15 protein-coding genes are annotated in these 18,048 nt (G+C 64.2%); 10 read left to right on the top strand and 5 right to left on the bottom strand.

What is annotated here, in order from left to right; translation table 11 throughout:
- Positions 1 to 41: 41 nt before the first annotated feature.
- Both SMD10_RS04830 and lptG read right to left on the bottom strand, forming a co-directional pair.
- Positions 42 to 2,462 carry an LPS-assembly protein LptD gene (locus tag SMD10_RS04830; protein WP_331684524.1) on the bottom strand — a complete coding sequence of 807 codons (2,421 nt, stop codon included), beginning with the start codon at positions 2,460 to 2,462 and terminating at the stop codon, positions 42 to 44.
- Positions 2,462 to 3,547, bottom strand: coding sequence for an LPS export ABC transporter permease LptG (gene lptG / locus SMD10_RS04825; RefSeq protein ID WP_331684523.1), 1,086 nt, complete (start codon positions 3,545 to 3,547; stop codon positions 2,462 to 2,464). Before lptG ends, SMD10_RS04830 begins: the two co-directional genes overlap by 1 nt.
- Before the next feature lie 427 nt (positions 3,548 to 3,974).
- Here lptG and SMD10_RS04820 point away from each other — a divergent pair, with 427 nt between their 5' ends.
- The 4 genes from SMD10_RS04820 to SMD10_RS04805 all read left to right on the top strand — a co-directional run bounded on the left by SMD10_RS04820 (position 3,975) and on the right by SMD10_RS04805 (position 8,470).
- The gene (locus SMD10_RS04820) at positions 3,975 to 5,486 is read left to right on the top strand and encodes a leucyl aminopeptidase (protein ID WP_331684522.1); all 1,512 of its coding nucleotides are present in this window, start codon (positions 3,975 to 3,977) and stop codon (positions 5,484 to 5,486) included.
- 171 nt (positions 5,487 to 5,657) lie between these two features.
- On the top strand, positions 5,658 to 6,110 hold the full coding sequence (locus SMD10_RS04815; RefSeq protein WP_331684521.1) for a DNA polymerase III subunit chi: 453 nt from the start codon (positions 5,658 to 5,660) through the stop codon (positions 6,108 to 6,110).
- A 207-nt stretch (positions 6,111 to 6,317) separates the two neighbouring features.
- Positions 6,318 to 7,343 (top strand): aldo/keto reductase, encoded by a 1,026-nt coding sequence (locus SMD10_RS04810; protein WP_331684520.1) that lies wholly within the window; start codon positions 6,318 to 6,320, stop codon positions 7,341 to 7,343.
- 74 nt (positions 7,344 to 7,417) lie between these two features.
- Positions 7,418 to 8,470 carry an aldo/keto reductase gene (locus SMD10_RS04805; protein ID WP_331684519.1) on the top strand — a complete coding sequence of 351 codons (1,053 nt, stop codon included), beginning with the start codon at positions 7,418 to 7,420 and terminating at the stop codon, positions 8,468 to 8,470.
- Positions 8,471 to 8,539: 69 nt separating this feature from the next.
- On the opposite strand, the gene SMD10_RS04800 is transcribed toward SMD10_RS04805, so the two are convergent.
- Positions 8,540 to 9,559, bottom strand: a complete 1,020-nt coding sequence (locus tag SMD10_RS04800) for an alpha/beta hydrolase family protein (protein ID WP_331684518.1) — start codon at positions 9,557 to 9,559, stop codon at positions 8,540 to 8,542.
- A gap of 147 nt (positions 9,560 to 9,706) precedes the next feature.
- On the opposite strand from SMD10_RS04800, the gene SMD10_RS04795 reads away from it, so the two are divergent.
- The gene (locus SMD10_RS04795; protein ID WP_331684517.1) at positions 9,707 to 10,699 is read left to right on the top strand and encodes a helix-turn-helix domain-containing protein; all 993 of its coding nucleotides are present in this window, start codon (positions 9,707 to 9,709) and stop codon (positions 10,697 to 10,699) included.
- A 61-nt stretch (positions 10,700 to 10,760) separates the two neighbouring features.
- Here SMD10_RS04795 and SMD10_RS04790 read toward each other — a convergent pair whose 3' ends face one another.
- On the bottom strand, positions 10,761 to 12,656 hold the full coding sequence (locus SMD10_RS04790; protein WP_331684516.1) for an ABC-F family ATP-binding cassette domain-containing protein: 1,896 nt from the start codon (positions 12,654 to 12,656) through the stop codon (positions 10,761 to 10,763).
- Positions 12,657 to 12,754: 98 nt separating this feature from the next.
- On the opposite strand from SMD10_RS04790, the gene SMD10_RS04785 reads away from it, so the two are divergent.
- From SMD10_RS04785 to SMD10_RS04765, 5 genes are all read left to right on the top strand, one after another.
- On the top strand, positions 12,755 to 12,994 hold the full coding sequence (locus SMD10_RS04785) for a type II toxin-antitoxin system VapB family antitoxin (protein WP_331684515.1): 240 nt from the start codon (positions 12,755 to 12,757) through the stop codon (positions 12,992 to 12,994).
- Positions 12,991 to 13,392 (top strand): type II toxin-antitoxin system VapC family toxin, encoded by a 402-nt coding sequence (gene vapC, locus SMD10_RS04780; RefSeq protein ID WP_331684514.1) that lies wholly within the window; start codon positions 12,991 to 12,993, stop codon positions 13,390 to 13,392. Before SMD10_RS04785 ends, vapC begins: the two co-directional genes overlap by 4 nt.
- A gap of 18 nt (positions 13,393 to 13,410) precedes the next feature.
- A complete protein-coding gene (locus SMD10_RS04775) occupies positions 13,411 to 14,103 on the top strand; it encodes a glutathione S-transferase family protein (protein ID WP_331684513.1) in 693 nt (230 codons plus the stop codon).
- 77 nt (positions 14,104 to 14,180) lie between these two features.
- On the top strand, positions 14,181 to 14,603 hold the full coding sequence (ndk, locus tag SMD10_RS04770) for a nucleoside-diphosphate kinase (protein WP_331684512.1): 423 nt from the start codon (positions 14,181 to 14,183) through the stop codon (positions 14,601 to 14,603).
- Positions 14,604 to 14,949: 346 nt separating this feature from the next.
- Positions 14,950 to 16,731 carry an ABC transporter ATP-binding protein gene (locus tag SMD10_RS04765; protein WP_331684631.1) on the top strand — a complete coding sequence of 594 codons (1,782 nt, stop codon included), beginning with the start codon at positions 14,950 to 14,952 and terminating at the stop codon, positions 16,729 to 16,731.
- Positions 16,732 to 16,856: 125 nt separating this feature from the next.
- On the opposite strand, the gene SMD10_RS04760 is transcribed toward SMD10_RS04765, so the two are convergent.
- Entirely contained in the window at positions 16,857 to 17,846 is a 990-nt protein-coding gene (locus SMD10_RS04760; RefSeq protein ID WP_331684511.1) for a helix-turn-helix transcriptional regulator, read from the bottom strand.
- Between the last annotated feature and the right edge of the window lie 202 nt (positions 17,847 to 18,048).

Genomic DNA, 18,048 nt, shown 5'->3' with positions numbered 1-18,048 from the left:
TCTATACCGCAGCTTTGGCGAAACCGTGAAGCCTCTTCGCTTTAATCGTCATCGTCGTCATCGAGATCGTACGAATAGTCGAAATCGGCGATTGTGCGCAGGCCGAGCCGGAACAGCACCGTTTTGGAATTGGTCTCATTGGTGTACCGATCAGCCGTTTCCTTATAGGTCGCACTCAGGCTGAAGCACTCGTCGGCGTAGCTGAGGGCATATTTCTGCGAGATCAGTTCTTCGTACTCGAGATCGTAGGACAAGGATGCAGCCGCAGTCCAATGATCCGCAAATCGCACCGATCCGCTTGTCGTGACCTGGCGCCGATCGTTGGCAAAGCCGTAGAGGGGTTGCGCGGCGATGTCGGAATAGGTCACGGATGCGGAATATCCGGGGCGATTCCATCCCGCTTTCCAATCCATTCGCTCGACGTCGAAGTCCTCTTCGTCGAGGCGCCCTTGCACACCCAGCGAAAAGCCGAAAGGGGTCGTCAGTGAAGCTGAGGTGACATAATCGGAAATGTCCGTTTCTAGACCTGAACTATAACCGACGAGCGCCAGATCTTGCTCGGCGAACGAGTTCGTGCCGGCCAGATGGTAGGACTGGCCGACCATCGCGTCGACCGTATAGCCGGTCTCGTAGGTTCCGACATAGCGCAGCCCGACATTGGCGCGCGTCCCGCCTTCGATCCGGTCGTAGCCGGAGAACTTGTCGAGCTCGAACAGGTTGCCGGTATTGAAGACGAGGCTTTCAGCGTCCTCGTTCGGCAGCACGCCGATATCGGTCTCGTCGGGTCGGACGATCAACTGACCGATCGGCTCGATCACATGCGAAGCCGATGCGGTCTGGATCAGATAGGGGTAGCGCGCCTCGATGGCCGCCGTCGGCATGAAACGCGCTCCGGAAGAGTCTACATCTGTGCTCGACGTATACGTGCTATTATAGTCGTCAAGACTCATGTCGGCGCTGTAGAGGTCGCCACGCAATTGTAGCGTTGGCGTAATGAGGAGTCCGCCGAGAACCGCATCAGTGCGAGACCAATAGGCCTCTAGCGACGTGCGCGTATAGTCGCCTTCAAGCGCGTTCCGCCTGAAATACTCTGTGCTGTAACGCGTGCATTTGTTGTTTTCGCTACGTTCCAGGCAAACCAGAGAACTTGTTGGATCGCTGTCATCGCGATGCAAGCTCGTGAGATTGGCGCGCAGGCCGGCTTCACCGCCGAGCACCGGATCTTCGGCAATGTATTCGTAATCGAGAACCGGCAGCACCGTAGGCTGGGTATCTTCGTCCAGTCGCTGTGCGTCAGCGTTTTCCTTGTAAGTCTGAACGTCGAATTTTTGAGCCCGAAGGTCGAAGAAGCTGCGATCCCCGAGCCCCGTCAAATAGATCTCGGACGTGTGGTAGGTGCTCGAAAAGCGATTGATGTCGTAGGTGTTGGCAAAGTCCTGATCGGTCTGCGCAAGGATGTCCCAGCCCAGTGTCCAGCGGTCGCTGAGCTCGAACCGGCCGGTAGTTCCGATCATCCCGCGGGTATCGGTGTCATCCGCCGTATCCGCATAGAATTCCCCAGGGCTCTGCTGCGAAATTCCGGCGATCTGGAGCGTATAGCCGCCGTTCTCCAGTGCCTGGCGCCACTCCACCTCGCCGAGGAAGCCCTGCTTGGAATAGTAGGTCCCGGTGAACGTCGCGTCGGTGCTGTCGGAGGTCACCAGGAAATACGGAACGCTGACGCCGTAGCCCAGATCGCTCGAGCTTTTGAACGAGGGCGTCAGGAAGCCGCTCTTGCGCTTCACCGTCGGGTCGGCCGACTGGAAATACGGCATATAGGCGATGGGAGCGCCGAACAGCTCGAACTTGGCGCCGTAGTACCGAACTTCCTTCTCCTGCTGGTCCCAGACAATCCGGCGGGCCTTGACCTGCCAGAGTGGGGCTCGTTCCGGGTGCTCGGCACAGGCTTGGCAAGCAGTGTAGAGGCCGCGCTCGAACGTCGTGACCCGGCCGCCCTGGCGGGTGGCGCTGGCTGCCGCGAAGCGCGTGTTGTCGGGCGTCTCGATCCTGAGCGCGGTGACGAAACCCTCGGCGAAATCCTCGGTCAGATCGGCGACATCGGCATAAACGCGATTGCCGTCGGGCTGCACGAGCTCGATGTCGCCCGTAGCGACGAGGCGGCCGGTGTTCTGGTCGTAAGCGACCTGGCGTCCAACGAGCTTGTAGCCGCCATAGTCGATCCGCACGCCGCCCGAGGCCGTCACCACCCGCGTCTTTGTGTCGTAGGTGACGGTGTCGGCTTCCAGAAACATCTGGGCGCCGGCGGGCACGTTGACGGCCGCGGCCAGGCTGTCGGCGGTCTCCTGCGCATAAAGCGGTGCGGCAGCGACGATGGCGCCGGCGGCGACACCCGCCAACAGGACACCGGCCGCAAAGCGCGGTTTCCCGCGCGGCGCCAGTCGGTCAGTCCCCCTCGATGTCATTACCCATCCTCCTGGTGCAGCAGGATTGTTACCCCAAACAGCCCTGCCGCAACTGCGGGAAACCATGCCGCCACCACAGGAGGAACGACGGCGTGGCTTCCCAGCGACTTCGCCAGAAACGTGACGACATAAAGCACGAAGCCGGCCGCGACGCCACCGACAACCGTCCTGGCAGACTGCCCCATCCTGGCAAATTTTACGGAAACCGTGGCCGCCACCAGCGTCATCGCTGCAAAAAGAGCCGGCATGGCGATCAACGTGTTGTACTGCATCGAAAAGGCGTCGGCGTTGTAGCCAAGGCTGCGGGCCGCGTCGATCTTCGAATAAAGCGCCCAGAAGGGAATGGTCTCGGGATTGGCAAGCTGCTGCTCGACATATTCCGGGCGCAAGCTGGTGGGCAGCCGCACGACGTCGCGGCGCTCCGGCGCATAGCCGATCCGCGTCACCGTCGCATTCTTCATCTCCCAGGCGCCCTGGTCGAGATCGGCGACCGGGGCGTCGATCCTTTCGCGCGCGATATCGTTGTCGTTGAGAATGAAGGCAGTGACGTTGCGAAGCTGCAGGCCTTCCTTGGCGACAGTGGAGGCGCCGATCACGGATACGACACCGTCGGCGTTCTGCCTGAACCAGGGAATGCGGTCTTCCGCGCTGCTGCTCGCATGGTGACCGGTGAACTGCGCCTCGAACCGCTCGGAGGCCGACAGTCCCCAGGCCGCCAGCGGGCTATAGAGCGTCGTAGCGGCGACCCCGACGATCAGCGAGCCGGCGATGAACGGCGCCAGGATCTGCCAGATCGACACACCGGCGGCGCGCGCGATCACCAGTTCGAGACGGCGGTTCAGCGACAGCAGCGTGAAGACCGAGGAGAACAGGATCACGAAGGGAAACGCCTGCTGAAGAAAGGCCGGAATCCGAAGGCCGGAAATGGTGGCCAGCGCCACCAGACCGAGTTCGTTGTAGGCGCTTCGCCGGCTGAGTTCGATCATGTCAATGAGGTAGATGAGCACAAACACGCCGACCAGCGTGGACAACACGCTGGTCAGATATCGCCGCAGGAAGTACCGGCTAAGGATCAGATTCGCCAAGAGATCCCCGTCCTCGGTTTAACCGAAACGTCAGCGCCCGTGACCATCCGGCCACAGCACAGCGCGATCAGCGGTCGGCGGGTCTCGAAAGAGTGCTCTGATCTCTCAAAAGGCGTCATAAAGCCGAAAATCCGCTCGAAGAAGCTTGCGGTAATTTAATCCGCGGTGTTGTACAAGAACCCGACGCGTTTTGTGTTCGGCCGACTCCTCTGGCTCTCAGCAGCCTAGAGTGAAACAGCTTGGCTAAAGAAGGGCAAAAGAACGCGGTTAACGGGATGTCACCGCCCTGAGGCGATCTTGCAATGCGTGTGTTGCGTCCTCATCATAGGTGCGACCGCGCAGGCTGTTTCGGCCGGGCGGCGGTAACGCGCAACGACGCTGACGTGCTGACCCCCGACGCCGCCCCGCCATCCGCACTGGAGTTTTCATGGCTGTGCTTCCCACTGTCCGTTTCACCCCGCTCGATCTGCCGTCCAGGGGCGTGCTCGTCATCCTGGCGGGCAGCGACGCCACTTTGGCTTCGTCGCTGCCCGGCGATCTCGCCGAACTCGTCGCCCGCGCCGCGAGGATTGGCAAGTTCAAGGGCAAGAGCCTTTCGACGCTCGACCTCATCGCGCCGGCCGGCGTGCCTTTCGACCGGGTGCTCGTGGTCGGAACGAAGAGCGACAAGGACTATGGCGAGGAGGACTGGCTGAAGCTCGGCGGACTGATCGCTGCCCGGGTCAAGGGGAGCGAAGAGGCAACGTTGTGGATCGATCGGCCGCAGGGTGGGCCCATTCCCGCCGAAGCGGTGGCCGAGATCGCCCAAGGCCTGTTGATGCGTGCCTACGAATTCAAACGATATAAATCGGTGAAGGAGCCGGAGGAGGGCGAGGCCGACGAGACGAACGGCATGCCTGCCGAGGTGGTGTTCGCGGTTGCCGAGCCGGAGGCTGCCGGCCCGGTCTTCGAGATCAGCGAAGCCGTGGCGTCCGGCGTGGCGCTGGCGCGCGATCTCGTCAACGAACCGGCCAACGCGCTGGGGCCGCTCGAGTTTGGCGAGCGGATCGCCGAGCTGTCGCAGGTCGGCGTGGATGTCGAACTGCTGACCGAAGTCGAAATGCGCAAGCTTGGCATGAATGCTCTGCTGGGCGTCGCACAAGGCTCTCCGCGCTCGCCGCTTCTGGCGATCATGCGCTGGAACGGCGCCGAAAACGAGGACGAGCCGCCGCTCGCCTTCGTCGGCAAGGGCGTGGTCTTCGATACCGGCGGCATCTCCATCAAGCCGGCGGCCAGCATGGAGGACATGAAGGGGGACATGGGCGGCGCCGCGGCGGTGACCGGACTGATGCGGGCGCTCGCCGGGCGCAACGCCAAGGTCAACGTTGTGGGCATCGTCGGTCTGGTGGAAAACGCCGTGGACGGCCGAGCCCAGCGGCCGGGCGACATCGTCAAGGCGATGTCCGGCACGACCATCGAGGTGCTCAACACCGATGCCGAGGGCCGGCTGGTTCTGGCCGATGCCCTCTGGTACTGCCAGGACCGCTTCAAACCGCGGCTGATGGTCGATCTGGCGACGCTGACGGGCGCGATCATCGTCGCGCTCGGCCATCACCATGCGGGCCTGTTCTCCAACGACGACATGCTGGCGGAGCATCTGACGGCGGCGGGCAGGGCGACCGGCGAAAAGGTCTGGCGCATGCCGCTCGGCGCCGAATACGACAAAGCGATCGAGGGCCGGTTTGCCGATATCAAGAATATCGGCGGCGGCCGGGCGGGCGGCAGCATCACCGCGGCCCAGTTCCTGCAGCGCTTCGTCAACAAGGTGCCCTGGGCTCATCTCGACATCGCCGGCACGGCGATGGGCTCGCCGGCCAACGAATACAACCAGTCGTGGGGCTCGGGCTTCGGTGTGCGACTGCTGAACCGGATGATCGAAGCATACTACGAGGGCCGGTAGATCTCGGCCTGGCGGTTGTGAGACCGTCGGATTGCAGTGTCATCCGGTCCTGACGGGCGGGATCGCCGCGACAGAATGAAACGAGCGCCGGGCCGGCCCGTATCGGCTCGGCGCTTCTTTGTGATAGATGCTATGCGGGACACATCGCATGGCATTTCGGGGCGTCAGTGCATGGCGGAGGTTCTGTTCTATCATCTGACCGAGAGCCGGATGGAGGAGGCGCTACCGGACCTTCTGGAGCGCAGCCTGGCACGCGGCTGGCGCGTCGTCGTGCAGACGGCGAGCGAGGAGCGGCGGGACGCTCTGGACCATCTCCTCTGGACGTTTCGCGACGATTCCTTTCTGCCGCACGGCACCGACACTGAGACGAGCGGGGCGCTGCAGCCGATCCTGTTGACGGTCTCCGACGACCAGGCAGCCAACGATCCGCAGGTGCGTTTCATGGTCGACGGCGCCGTGCCCGCGTCATTGTCCGCCTACGACCGTGGCGTCTACATGTTCGACGGGCACGATCCCGATCAGGTGGCGTCCGCGCGCCTGCGCTGGGCTGCGGAAAAGGCCGCCGGCCACACCGTCACCTACTGGCAGCAGACCGAGGATCGCCGCTGGGTCAAGAAGGCCTGAGCGTCGTCCGAGGTCTGGACGACCGGATGTCGATAATCGGCGCGATTCATCTGTCTGACAAAAAATAGGCGAGGGTGGCTTTCCGGGGCAGACGGCTCGTCCGGCCGCCCTATGTCTGATCCCGCTCAATGTGCGCCGTCGGCGTCAGCGCCGTACGCTTCTCGCTCGCCGGCGGCCTTCGTTTCATCTCCAAGCGGAGATTTCACCATGCAATATACGAATTTGGGCCGAACCGGCCTGACAGTCTCGCGTCTGTGCCTCGGATGCATGAGCTTCGGCGTGTCGTCGATGGGAACCCACGAATGGACCCTCGACGAGGCGACGAGCCGGCCATTCTTCCGTCAGGCACTGGAAGCGGGGATCAATTTCTTCGACACCGCCAACGTCTATTCCGCCGGAACATCGGAAGAGATCACCGGACGGGCGCTCAAGGATATGGCCCGGCGCGACGAGATCGTGCTGGCCACCAAGGTCCATGGCATCTGGCGCAACGCACCGAACACTCGCGGCCTGTCGCGCAAGGCGATCTTTCAGGCGATCGACGACAGCCTGAAGCGTCTCGGCACCGACTATGTCGATCTCTACCAGATCCATCGATGGGACTTCTTTACGCCTATAGAAGAGACGATGGAGGCGCTGCACGACCTCGTGAAGGCGGGCAAGACGCGTTATATCGGCGCCTCTTCCATGGAGGCTTGGCGTTTCGCCAAGGCGCAGCATGTCGCCGAAAAGAACGGTTGGACGCGGTTCGTCACCATGCAGCCGCAGGTCAACCTCATCTATCGCGAAGAGGAGCGCGAGATGATCCCGCTCTGCATCGACCAAGGCGTGGGCGTCATCCCGTGGAGCCCGCTCGGTCGCGGCAAGGTCACGCGACCGTGGGACGAGTCCACCGCACGTTCCGAGACCGACCAGTTCGGCAAATCGATCTATGGCGCCACCACCGAACAGGATCGCAAGGTGGTGGAGGCGGTTCAGGCCGTCGCCTCCGAGCGCGGCGTGCCCATGGCTCAGGTCGCGTTGGCCTGGCTGCTCGCCAAACCCGGCATCACCGCGCCGATCGTCGGTGCCACCAAGGAGCGTCACATCGTCGACGCGGTCGCGGCGCTCGACCTCACGCTCACGCCCGAGGAGATCGCGCGGCTCGAAGCGCCTTACGTGCCGCACCCTGTGACCGGCATCGGAAAACCCTTGCCGTTCGAAGGCCAAGTCTCCGTCGTCGACGGCGCCTGAACGCCCATCGAGAGGATCCCTGGCGGACGATTCCGCCAGGGCGAACGGAAGCAAGACAGGGAGAGGACATCGAAATGGAATATCGCACGCTCGGCCGCACCGGTCTGCGGGTCTCGACGCTGACCTTCGGCACCATGACCTTCGCCGGCAGCGGCCCTTTTCGCGACGTCGGGGCAACGGATGTCGACGGCGCCCGGCGGCAGATCGACATGTGTCTGGATGCCGGCATCAACTCCATCGACACGGCCGACGTCTATTCGGGCGGCCAGTCGGAGGAGATTCTGGGCGAGGTGATCGCCGGCCGGCGCGACCAGGTCGTCCTGGCCACCAAGGCCAGGTTCCCCATGGGCGAAGGGCCGAACGACGCCGGCCTGTCGCGCTATCACCTGGTCAAGGCCTGCGAGGCGAGCCTCAAGCGGCTGAAGACCGACCACATCGATCTCTATTGGTTGCACGAGTGGGACGGCCAGGTGGCGGTCGAGGAGATGCTCCGCGCCATCGAGGATCTGGTCAGGGCCGGCAAGATCGGCACCTTCGGCGTCTCGAACTTCTCCGGCTGGCATCTGATGAAGATGATCGGCGCCTCTGAGCGCCTCGGCCTCCCGCGCCCGTGCGCCCAGCAGATCCACTATACGCTTCAGGCCCGCGACGCCGAGAACGAATTGATCCCGATCGCCATCGACGCCGACGTGCCGCTGGTGGTCTGGTCGCCGCTCGCCGGCGGTCTGCTCAGCGGCAAATACCGCCGCAATCAGCCGCAACCGGACGGCACCCGCCATGCCGGCCAGTGGAACGAGCCGCCGGTCCACGACGAGGAGAAGCTCTACGATATCGTCGACGCGCTGGTCGAGGTGGCGAACGGACTTGGCGCGACGCCGGCTCAGGTGGCACTGGCTTGGCTGCTGGGGCGTCAAAGCGTAGCGACGCTGATCATCGGGGCTCGTACGGAGGAGCAGCTGAAGGACAATCTGGCTGCGGCCGATCTCAAGCTGCCGGACGAAGCCCGCGCCAAGCTCGACAAAGCCAGCCAAATGCCGCTGCAATATCCCTACTGGCATCAGGCGAAGACGGCGCGCGACCGGCTGTCCCCGGCGGACCTGTCGCTGATCGAGCCCTTCCTCAAGTGACAGCAGAGCGGCGGGCGGAACTCATTCGCGTCCGCCGCCTCCGGATCGCGCCGATCCGGCCATGTGCGTTCAAAGGTTCAGGAAGCCGGCGACATCCGTGATGATCTCCTTGTGGATCTCGGCCCGGTCGGCGCCCGCGGGGTCGGTACAGACCGGATCGTCGTGTTCCTCTTCCAGCAGAGCTGCTGCCTGAGGCTTGCATTCGGCCAGAAAGGTGAAGTGGATGGCCGGCTGGACGACGTCGTAGGTCGCGTTCGGCAGGTGGTCGACCAACCCGCTGCCTGCCGCGCTGACGTCGATCGCCGGCCAGCGGTGTTCGTCGCCCAGATTGATCAGGAGGATCGGTTGCGTCATGGCGGCAAGGCTCTCCGGCGTGATTGTGCCGGTCATGCCGGGATCGACGGCGATGGTGCTCGTGATGCGAGGATCGCCAGCCGCTGCCGCGAAATCATCCGGCAAATGGTCAAAGTCGACGCCGCCTTTGACGAAGAAGGCGCAGTCGGCCGCGTCGTTGTGAAGCCGGGCGCAATAGTCGCGGAAGCCCGCCGGGTCGAAACGGGCGCCGGCAAGATTGAGCGCCGTGGTGCCGCCGAGCGAGAACCCGAGGACGGCGATCCGCGAGTGATCGATGTGCGGGCCGAAGTCGGGATCGGTCAGGATCTGATCGAGAGCCCGGCTCAGGTCCGCCGCCCGTTCGCCGAGACGCAAGGAGCGGCGCGGCGAGGAATCGCCCGACGTGCTGCCCGGATGATTGACGCCGAGCACCAGGGCGCCCTTCAGTGCTAGCGCGGAGGACAGCCATGACAGCCCGTCCATGTTGCCGCCGGAGCCGTGTGAGAGCAGGACGAGAGGAAACTTGCCGTCCGCGATTCCCGCGCCGACGAGCCCATCGGTGCCTTTGAACACGAGGTTTTCGCCGATCGGAACGCGGTAGGTGGCGGTGGCTGCGGGATACCAGATCGAGGCATCCACCAGGCGCGCCCGGTGGGGTGCTTCCACGGCGATCCGGTCGTAGCCGGCCAGCGGATCGGCGAGGACGCCGGTCGAGCCGGCCAGCATCAGCAGCAGGGCGGTGAGTGCACGCTTCATGTCCATGTCTCCTTGGAACGGGAATGCGGTACACTTGACCGGCCGCTGGCTTTTTGCGTCCTGAAACCGGTTCGAGGTCGTGCTGGAACCGGACTTCGTTCACAGGAAGCCAAGTTCACAGGAAGCCAACACCGTCTTGGATTTCGAATGCTTGTCCTGCCGATACCGATGATCGTGGCGCTCGTGCTGGGTATGTTCTTCGTCCGGTCGTGGATCGTCGACAAGCGTCCCTGGCTGTTTTCCTCGCTCCTGGCGATCTGCGCGCTGCAGTCGGTGATCGTTTCCCTGCGCCAGTATTACGGAATTGCTCAGTTGTCCTGGATTCAGCCGGTCACCGCGACGCTGATTCCGCCGCTGGCCTGGATTGCCTTCCGCTCGGCGGCGGTGTCGGCGATCATCCGGCGGCGCGATCTCGTGCATCTGGCCGCGCCCGCCTTCACCGCCTTCTGCGTCCTCTTTGCCCCGATGACGGTCGACGTCGTCGTCTGCGCGATCTTTCTGGGCTATGGCGCCGCGATCCTCTGGCATCTGCGCCGGGGCAGCGATGCGCTGGCGTTCACGCGTCTCGAGGCCGGGGATCAGCCGGCCCTGATCTGGAAGGCGATCGCCTGCGCGCTGATCCTTTCGGCCTTCGCCGATGCTCTGATCGCGCTTGCCTTAGCCGGCGGGGAAGCATGGCTGCGGCCGTGGTTCATCAGCCTGTTCTCGTCGGCGTCGCTGGCAGCCGTCGGCATCCTGAGCTTGGCACGCGACGGGATGGGCGAGGCGCCGGAGGAGATCGAGCCGAAGGCATCGGTCGCTCGGCCTCCCGATCCCGATCTGATGCCACGGCTCGAGCAGATGATCCGCTGCGAAAGGCTCTTCCTCGATCCCGATCTCACGCTTGCACGTCTCGCCAAGCGGCTGCGCGTTCCAGCCAAGCAACTCTCGGCAGCGGTCAATCAGACGACCGGCGACAATGTCTCACGCTACATCAACGGCTTTCGCATTCACCACGCCTGCGAGCGGCTGGTTGCCGGCGACAGTGTCACCGCCGCGATGCTGGCGAGCGGCTTCAACACCAAATCCAACTTCAATCGTGAGTTCTCGCGCGTCACGGGTACCACGCCGAGCAACTGGACCGCGCAGGCGAGCGACTGACTGCGGTCATCGATCGCCATCGCACGCCGGGCCGCACGGCAGCGATCATGGCAGGCGCTCGCTACTCGGCGGCCATCGCCATCTCGTGTTCCTCGGTCAGCGCTAGCCATTCCTCTTCGGCCGCCGCCAGCGTCTTGGCGGCATCGGCGCGCTGCTTGGCGAGATCGGCGGCCTTGGCCGGGTCCTTGGTGTAGAGCCCTGCGTCGGCGAGCTGGTCGTCGAGACCGGCGATCGTGCGCTGCAGCCGGCTGATCTGAATCTCGGTGGCGTCGATCTTCTTCTTGAGCGGCTTCAGCGCCTCGCGCTTTTCGGCCGCAGCGCGGCGCTGGTCGGCCTTGGAAGCCTGGGGCGCGGTCTCGACGGCGTAGGGGGCGTTGCCGCCCTGGTCCTTGTTGCCGGAGAGGATCAGCCTTCGGTAGTCGTCGAGGTCGCCATCGAACGGGCCGACCGTACCGTCGGCGACCAGCCAGAGGCGATCGACGGTGGCCTCCAGAATGTGCCGGTCGTGGCTGATCAGGAGGACCGCTCCGGCAAAGTCGTTGAGCGCCCGGATCAGCGACTCGCGCGCCTCGATGTCGAGGTGGTTGGTCGGTTCGTCGAGGATCAGGAGGTTCGGTCCCTCGAAGGTGGCGAGCCCCATCAGAAGCCGTGCCTTCTCGCCGCCCGAAAGATTGGCGGCGACCGTGTCCATCTTCTCGGTTCTCAGCCCCATGTTGGCGACGCGGGCCCGCACCCTGGCCTCAGGCGCCTCCGGCATCAGCCGGCGCACGTGCTGGACGGCGCTTTCATCGGGTCGCAGGTCGTCGATCTGGTGCTGGGCGAAATAGGAGATCTTCAGCCCCGGCGCGCGCGTCATCGTGCCGTCCTGCGCCTCCAGCCGTTCGGCCAGCAGCTTGGCGAAGGTCGACTTGCCGTTGCCGTTGGCGCCGAGAAGCGCAATCCGGTCGTCGGTGTCGATCCGCAGGTTGAGGCGCGACAATATCGGCTCGTCAGGCTGATAGCCGACCGCCACCTTCTGCATATGGATGATCGGCGAGGCCGCCGTCTTTTCCGGTGCCGGAAAGCGGATCGGAATGACCTCTTCCTCGACCACCGAGACCAGCGGTTTCATGCGCTCCAGCGCCTTCAAGCGCGATTGCGCCTGGCGGGCCTTGGTCGCCTTGGCGCGGAACCGCGCGACGAACGCCTCCATATGGGCGCGCTCGGCCTGCTGCTTGACGATCTGCTTTTCCAGAAGCTCCAACTTGGCCGCACGCTGCTGCTCGAACTGGTCGTAGCCGCCGCGATAGAAGACGAGCTTCTTCTGGTCGAGATGGACGATCGACTGGACGGCGTTGTTGAGGACGTCGCGGTCATGGCTGATGAGCAGCACCGTGTAGGGGTAGCGCGCGACGAAATTCTCCAGCCACAGCGTGCCTTCGAGGTCGAGATAGTTGGTCGGCTCGTCAAGGAGCAGCAGGTCGGGCCGCGAGAACAAGACCGCCGCCAGCGCTACGCGCATCCGCCAGCCGCCGGAGAACGACCCGACGGGGCGCTGCTGCGCCTGGTGGTTGAAGCCAAGGCCGGACAGGATCGCGGCGGCGCGCGCCTCGGCCGAATGGGCGTCGATGTCGGTGAGCCGCATCTGGATTTCGGCGATCCGCATCGGATCGGTTTCCGTCTCCGCGGCCGCGAGCAATGCGGCGCGCTCCTCGTCGGCGGCGAGCACGATCTCTATCAGCGAATCTTCGGTGCCCGGAGCCTCCTGCGCGACCTGTCCGATCCGGGTCCCTTTCGGCACCGAAACCGAGCCGCTTTCCGCCGCCAGTTCCCCCGTCACGACCCGGAAGAGCGTCGATTTGCCGGCACCATTGCGACCGACGAGCCCCGCCTTCACCCCCGCCGGCAGCGTCAGGCTGGCGTGGTCGATCAGGAGGCGGCCGGCGATGCGGGCCGAAAGGTCGGTGATCTGCAGCATCGTCGGCTTTTGCCATCCTTTGCGGCCCTGCGAAAGAGGCGTTGGTGGACCACGAGGGAATGTGTATATTGCGGCCAGATATACACATCGGGATGGCCATGCGCACCAACATCGTAATCGACGACGACCTGATGAAGGACGCGATGGAGGCGACCGGCCTGAAGACCAAGCGCGAAACCGTGGAAGCCGCCCTTCGTCAGGTCGTGGAAATGCGTCGGAAAGAGCAGAGCCACCTTCGGGCGCAGCAGGACCTTCTCGGATTGCGCGGCAAGGTCGAGTGGGAGGGAGACCTTGCCGCCATGCGGCGCGACCGATCGCATGCGCTCGGCGGCCGGTGATCCTGGCCGACACGTCGGCCTGGATCGAATTCTTCGCGCGATCCAGAACGCCTGTCGCGGGCGCCCTTGAAGCCGCTCTGCGTAGAGAGGTGATCGTTGTCGGCGACCTCGTTGCCGTCGAACTGCTGCAGGGAATCCGGAACGACCGGCATCGGGCTGAAATCGGCGAGGTCATCGGCCGCTGTCGCCAGGAAACCCTCTGCGGGCCTACCCTGGCGCCGATCGCGGCCGAGAACTATCGTTCCCTTCGTCGTCGGGGCGTGATTGTTCGCGGCACGATCGACGTTATCATCGCCACATGGTGCATCGAAAACGACGCCCAGATCATCCATAACGATCGCGACTTGCGCGCCATGGAAGATGCCCTTGGGCTGCGCGTCTATCCGATTGCAAGCTAACCGCCGGAGATCCCGCTTATGTCCGTCCTTCTCTACGATCTCGTTGGCCGCGATGCTGCGCGCCCGTTTTCGCCGCATTGCTGGAAGGTGCGCATGGCGCTGAAGCACAAGGGTCTCGCGTTCGAGACCGTGCCAGTGCCGTTTACCCAGATCCCGGCGATCGAGGGCGGCGCGACCAAGACCGTTCCGCTGCTCAGGGACGGCGACCGCCTTGTCGTCGACTCCTTTGCCATCGCCGAATATCTCGACGAAGCCTATTCGGAACGGCCGACGCTGTTCGGCGGCGAGGGCGGTCGCGCCCTGTCGCGCTTCGTCGAATCGTGGTCGCAGCGCACCATCCACTCGCGGATCACGACGTTCGCGGTGCTCGACATTCACGACATCCTGGGTGACGTCGATCAGGCTTATTTCCGCGGCGACCGCGAAGCCAAGCTGGGGCGAGCACTGGAAGATGTGCAGGCCGGACGCGAGGGACGGGTCGACGATTTTCTCAAGGCGATCGAGCCGCTGCGGGCCACGCTGCAGCGCCAGCCGTTCCTCGGCGGAGAAGCGCCGCTGTTCGCCGACTATATCGTCTTCGGCGCGTTCCAGTGGCTGCGCATCGCTTCGCCGTTCCGTGTCTTGCCGGACGGCGATCCCGTGGCCGAGTGGTTCGAGCGCTGCCTTGGCCTTCATGAGGGCTACGCTCGTACGGTCGCGGCGGCCGCCTGACACGAGACGCGGCGCCTTGCCGCGCCGCAGGGCGCCCGTTATAGAGCCGGCACGCTCAAACAGAGAGGAAACCGACCATGGCGATCGAACGCACCTTTTCGATGATCAAGCCGGACGCGACGCGGCGCAATCTGACTGGCGCGATCACCAAGATGCTGGAGGACGCGGGCCTGACGGTGATCGCCTCCAAGCGCGTGTGGATGAGCCGCCGCGAGGCGGAAGGCTTCTACGCCGTGCACAAGGAGCGGCCGTTCTTCGGCGAACTGGTCGAGACGATGACGTCGGGGCCGACGGTGGTGCAGGTACTCCAGGGCGAGAACGCCATTGCCCGGAACCGCGAGGTGATGGGCGCGACCAACCCGACGGACGCGGCCGAAGGCACGATCCGCAAGACCCACGCCATGTCGATCGGCGAGAACTCGGTACACGGATCCGACGCGCCCGAAACGGCCAAGGTCGAGATCGCCTACTGGTTTTCCGAGACCGAGATCGTCGGCTGACCATCCTTTCGATCGACGTTCAGGACGCCGGCCTCGTGCCGGCGTTTTTCGTTGGGGCCTTCCAGGGGCCGACAGCTACAGCGTCTCGTGGCACCGGGGTTCGACGTTGTCTTTCACAAGGGGAGACGGCATAGTCGTCCCGCCAAACGAGCCAAAGGCCAGGAGAGACCGATGAGAAGCTTCCTATCCGAGCAGAAAGGAGAGAATTTTCAACAGGATATGAAGCATCATGTGGTCACCGTTTCAACGGGCCAACTCTCGCGGAGGCTTGCGCCGTAACGGCTACGGATTTCCTCCCTCCTTTTCCATCGCCGCCGAGGCGGCGGATGCTTTCGAAGACAGGGCTATAGACGGCGCACCGCACGCAGCGCCGCGACGTTCTGCAACGGGCTGGTCGCGCGTTCGACGGGTGCTGTCCTATTATAGACCGCATCTGCCTCTGCTGGCGGCCGACCTCGGCTGCGCGCTCCTGGTGTCGATGACGGCGCTGCTTCTGCCTCTCAGCGCCAACTACGTCACCAAACGGCTGGTGCAGCTTCCCGAAGCTCCGGACGCTCTCCATCAGATCTACCTGATGGGCGGCGCCATGCTGTGCCTGTTGGTGGTCGAAGCGCTGGGCACGCTGTTCGTCGACTATCAGGGCCACCTCATGGGCGCCAAGATCGAAGCGGCGCTGCGCAGGGACGTGTTCGAACACTGCCAGAAGCTGTCGTTCAGCTATTACGACCGGCAGCGGGTGGGGCAGTTGATGAGCCGCATCACCAACGACCTGTTCTGGCTGGGCGAACTCTGCCACCACGGGCCGGAGGATCTGGTGATCGCCATTTTGAAGTTCACCGGGGCGATCGCCATCCTGTCCACGCTGGACCTGCCCTTGACGGCTATGATCCTCGGGCTCACGCCGATCGCTCTGGTCTACGCGCTCCACTTCAACATGCGCATGAACAAGGCGCTTGCACGCAGCAAGAGGAGGATCGGACGCGTCAATGAGCAGGTCGAGGATTCGCTGGCCGGCATCCGCGTGGTGCAGTCCTTTGCCAACGAGACGCTGGAAATCGACCGCTTCGAGACGGAGAACCTGCGGTTCCTCGACAGCCGCCGCGACGAGTATCGGAACATGGCGCTGTTCTCGGTCGGCAACACGACCTTCACGCAGCTGATCACCATCTCTGTTATCGTGCTGGGTGCCGTCCGCATCGTCGACGAGCAACTAAGCATCGCGGACATGCTGACCTTCCTGCTGTGCGTCGGCGTGCTCGTCGATCCGGTCAAACGGCTTGCCAATGTCATGGAGCGTTATCAGGACGGCTATACCGGGCTGGTGCGAGCCATGGAGATTCTCGAAGTCGCTCCGGACGTCGTGGACCGGCCGGGCGCCGCCGATCTCATCCGGCCGCGCGGTGCCGTGTCGTTTCGCGATGTCCGGTTCCGCTATGAGGACGATGGACGGGACGTTCTCGACAAGCTGTCGTTCGAGGTCGCCGCCGGCGAGCTCGTCGCGCTCGTCGGGGCCTCGGGCGCGGGCAAGAGCACGCTGTGCTCGTTGATCCCGCGCTTCTACGACGTCGTGGCGGGCGAGATTTGCATCGACGGCATCGATATCCGCGACGTGAGGTTGAAATCGCTGCGGCAGAGCATCAGCGTCGTGCAGCAGGACGTCTATCTGTTCGCCGGCTCGGTCGTCGAGAACATCCGCTATGGGCGACCCGATGCCTCGGAGGCCGACATCGTTGCGGCCGCCAAGGCGGCGAACGCCCACGACTTCATCATGGCCCTGCCGAGCGGCTACGAGACCGACATCGGCCAACGGGGCGTCAAGCTCTCAGGCGGCCAGAAGCAACGGCTGACGATCGCCCGCGCCTTCCTCAAGGACCCTGCCATCCTGATCTTCGACGAGGCGACCAGCGCCCTCGACAACGAAAGCGAACGGGCGATCCAGACGGCACTGCTCGATCTCGTCAAAGGCCGCACGACGATCGTCATCGCGCATCGGCTGTCGACGGTTCGCCGCGCCGATCGCATCCTGGTGCTGACCGAACGGGGCATCGCGGAGGAAGGAACCCACGACGCACTGATCGCGGCCGACGGCGTCTATGCCATGCTCTACAAGGCGCAGGCGAGCATCTGAGACGTGCCGGCGCCTGCCGCTTGGGCGAGCCGGCGCTGGCATCTTTCAACCTTGCGAATATGGCCGGTCGCCGCCGATTTCGGGCTCGGCCTGCAACACACCGGTCCGGCTGCGTGGCAACCCGCTCATCGCACGCTTTTCGGCGAGACGCCGAACAGCCGCTTGAACGCGGTCGAAAAATTCGCGGGGTTGCTGTAGCCGGCCAGGTGCGCCGCTTCGGCGATGGAAAGGCCGTCCTTCTCCAGGGCGAAGCGCGCCCGTTCGAGGCTCCGGCGCCGAATCCATTCAAACGCGCTCATGCCATGCACGCTGTGGAAGAGCCGTTGAAGCGTGCTGACGCTGAGGCCGGCCTGCCGGGCGATATCGTCGAGCGAATCCGCGGGCTGGTGGCGCGTCTCCAGATACTCTTCGATCATCCGCATGCGATGCTGGTCCCGCGTGCCGACGATGCCCGTCGCCCAGCAGGAACTCTGGTGCGACAGCTGCGCCAGACCTTCCGCGACGAGTTCGAGCGCTCGGCTTTCGAGATAGAGCTTTTGCAGGGCCGGCTGGTAAGGCGGCGGATTCAGGATCTGCTCGGCGATGGCGATCATGCTTCGACCGGGCTTCCAGCTCCGCTGTGCGAGATGCGAGCCGGTGAAGCGCTCCACAGCGCTTGCCTGATCTGCGCCGACGAGGTCGCAATCGGCAAGCCAGTCGGGGGAGACCGTGACGTTCACCTTGCGAATGTGCTCGCCGCGGCGCGAATGCCGTTCGAAGAGGGCAGGGCGCGCGCGAACCATCATCGCCGCGCGCGGGCCTTCGTCGTTCTCTCCGATCGGCGGCATGACCGGACGGCCGCCGATCTGCGCGTCGACACGTCCCTTGAGAAACAGATAGACGGTCAGGCCCGGCTGTTGCTCGATCCGGGTCTCGAGATCATGCAGTTCGAAGGCATCGGACGAGTGCAGATGCAGGCCGGATCGCAGCCGTATCAGCCGGTAGTGTCCGGCCAGCGTCGCGCTTGACGCCGGGATGTCCGATCCGAGCTGGAACCCGCGGCCGATGATCCGAGAGGCGCTGGCGATCGTTCCCGCTTCCACCAGGGATGCCCCGCTCGGCGGTTCTGCGCTCATCGAGGGGCCCTTTCTCATCTCGGCGCATCGTGGACAGACCGTCGCGGTTTGCCCACCGCGCAAACGTCTTTGACTGCCTCCCAAAACTCTTTGCGGTGGCATGCCGCCGGCCGTCAAATTAAAACATGACAATCAGAGGAAAATTTTGTGTTGCAGTTGTGGCGGCCGGCTGGCGGCGGCTGCGTGAGGGGTAAGAGGGGAC

This window comes from Consotaella aegiceratis (assembly GCF_036541425.1).
Taxonomy (GTDB): domain Bacteria; phylum Pseudomonadota; class Alphaproteobacteria; order Rhizobiales; family Rhizobiaceae; genus Consotaella; species Consotaella aegiceratis.
This window is presented reverse-complemented; position numbering and strand designations above follow the sequence as displayed.

Bases quoted from the DNA above. Each gene is read 5' to 3' on its own strand.
- SMD10_RS04830 (WP_331684524.1), bottom strand. From the start codon at position 2,462: ATGACATCGAGGGGGACTGACCGACTGGCGCCGCGCGGGAAACCGCGC.
- SMD10_RS04795 (WP_331684517.1), top strand. From the start codon at position 9,707: ATGCTTGTCCTGCCGATACCGATGATCGTGGCGCTCGTGCTGGGTATG.
- SMD10_RS04800 (WP_331684518.1), bottom strand. From the start codon at position 9,559: ATGAAGCGTGCACTCACCGCCCTGCTGCTGATGCTGGCCGGCTCGACC.
- SMD10_RS04775 (WP_331684513.1), top strand. From the start codon at position 13,411: ATGTCCGTCCTTCTCTACGATCTCGTTGGCCGCGATGCTGCGCGCCCG.
- SMD10_RS04815 (WP_331684521.1), top strand. From the start codon at position 5,658: ATGGCGGAGGTTCTGTTCTATCATCTGACCGAGAGCCGGATGGAGGAG.
- SMD10_RS04790 (WP_331684516.1), bottom strand. From the start codon at position 12,656: ATGCTGCAGATCACCGACCTTTCGGCCCGCATCGCCGGCCGCCTCCTG.
- SMD10_RS04810 (WP_331684520.1), top strand. From the start codon at position 6,318: ATGCAATATACGAATTTGGGCCGAACCGGCCTGACAGTCTCGCGTCTG.
- SMD10_RS04760 (WP_331684511.1), bottom strand. From the start codon at position 17,846: ATGAGCGCAGAACCGCCGAGCGGGGCATCCCTGGTGGAAGCGGGAACG.
- SMD10_RS04805 (WP_331684519.1), top strand. From the start codon at position 7,418: ATGGAATATCGCACGCTCGGCCGCACCGGTCTGCGGGTCTCGACGCTG.
- SMD10_RS04820 (WP_331684522.1), top strand. From the start codon at position 3,975: ATGGCTGTGCTTCCCACTGTCCGTTTCACCCCGCTCGATCTGCCGTCC.
- ndk (WP_331684512.1), top strand. From the start codon at position 14,181: ATGGCGATCGAACGCACCTTTTCGATGATCAAGCCGGACGCGACGCGG.
- SMD10_RS04785 (WP_331684515.1), top strand. From the start codon at position 12,755: ATGCGCACCAACATCGTAATCGACGACGACCTGATGAAGGACGCGATG.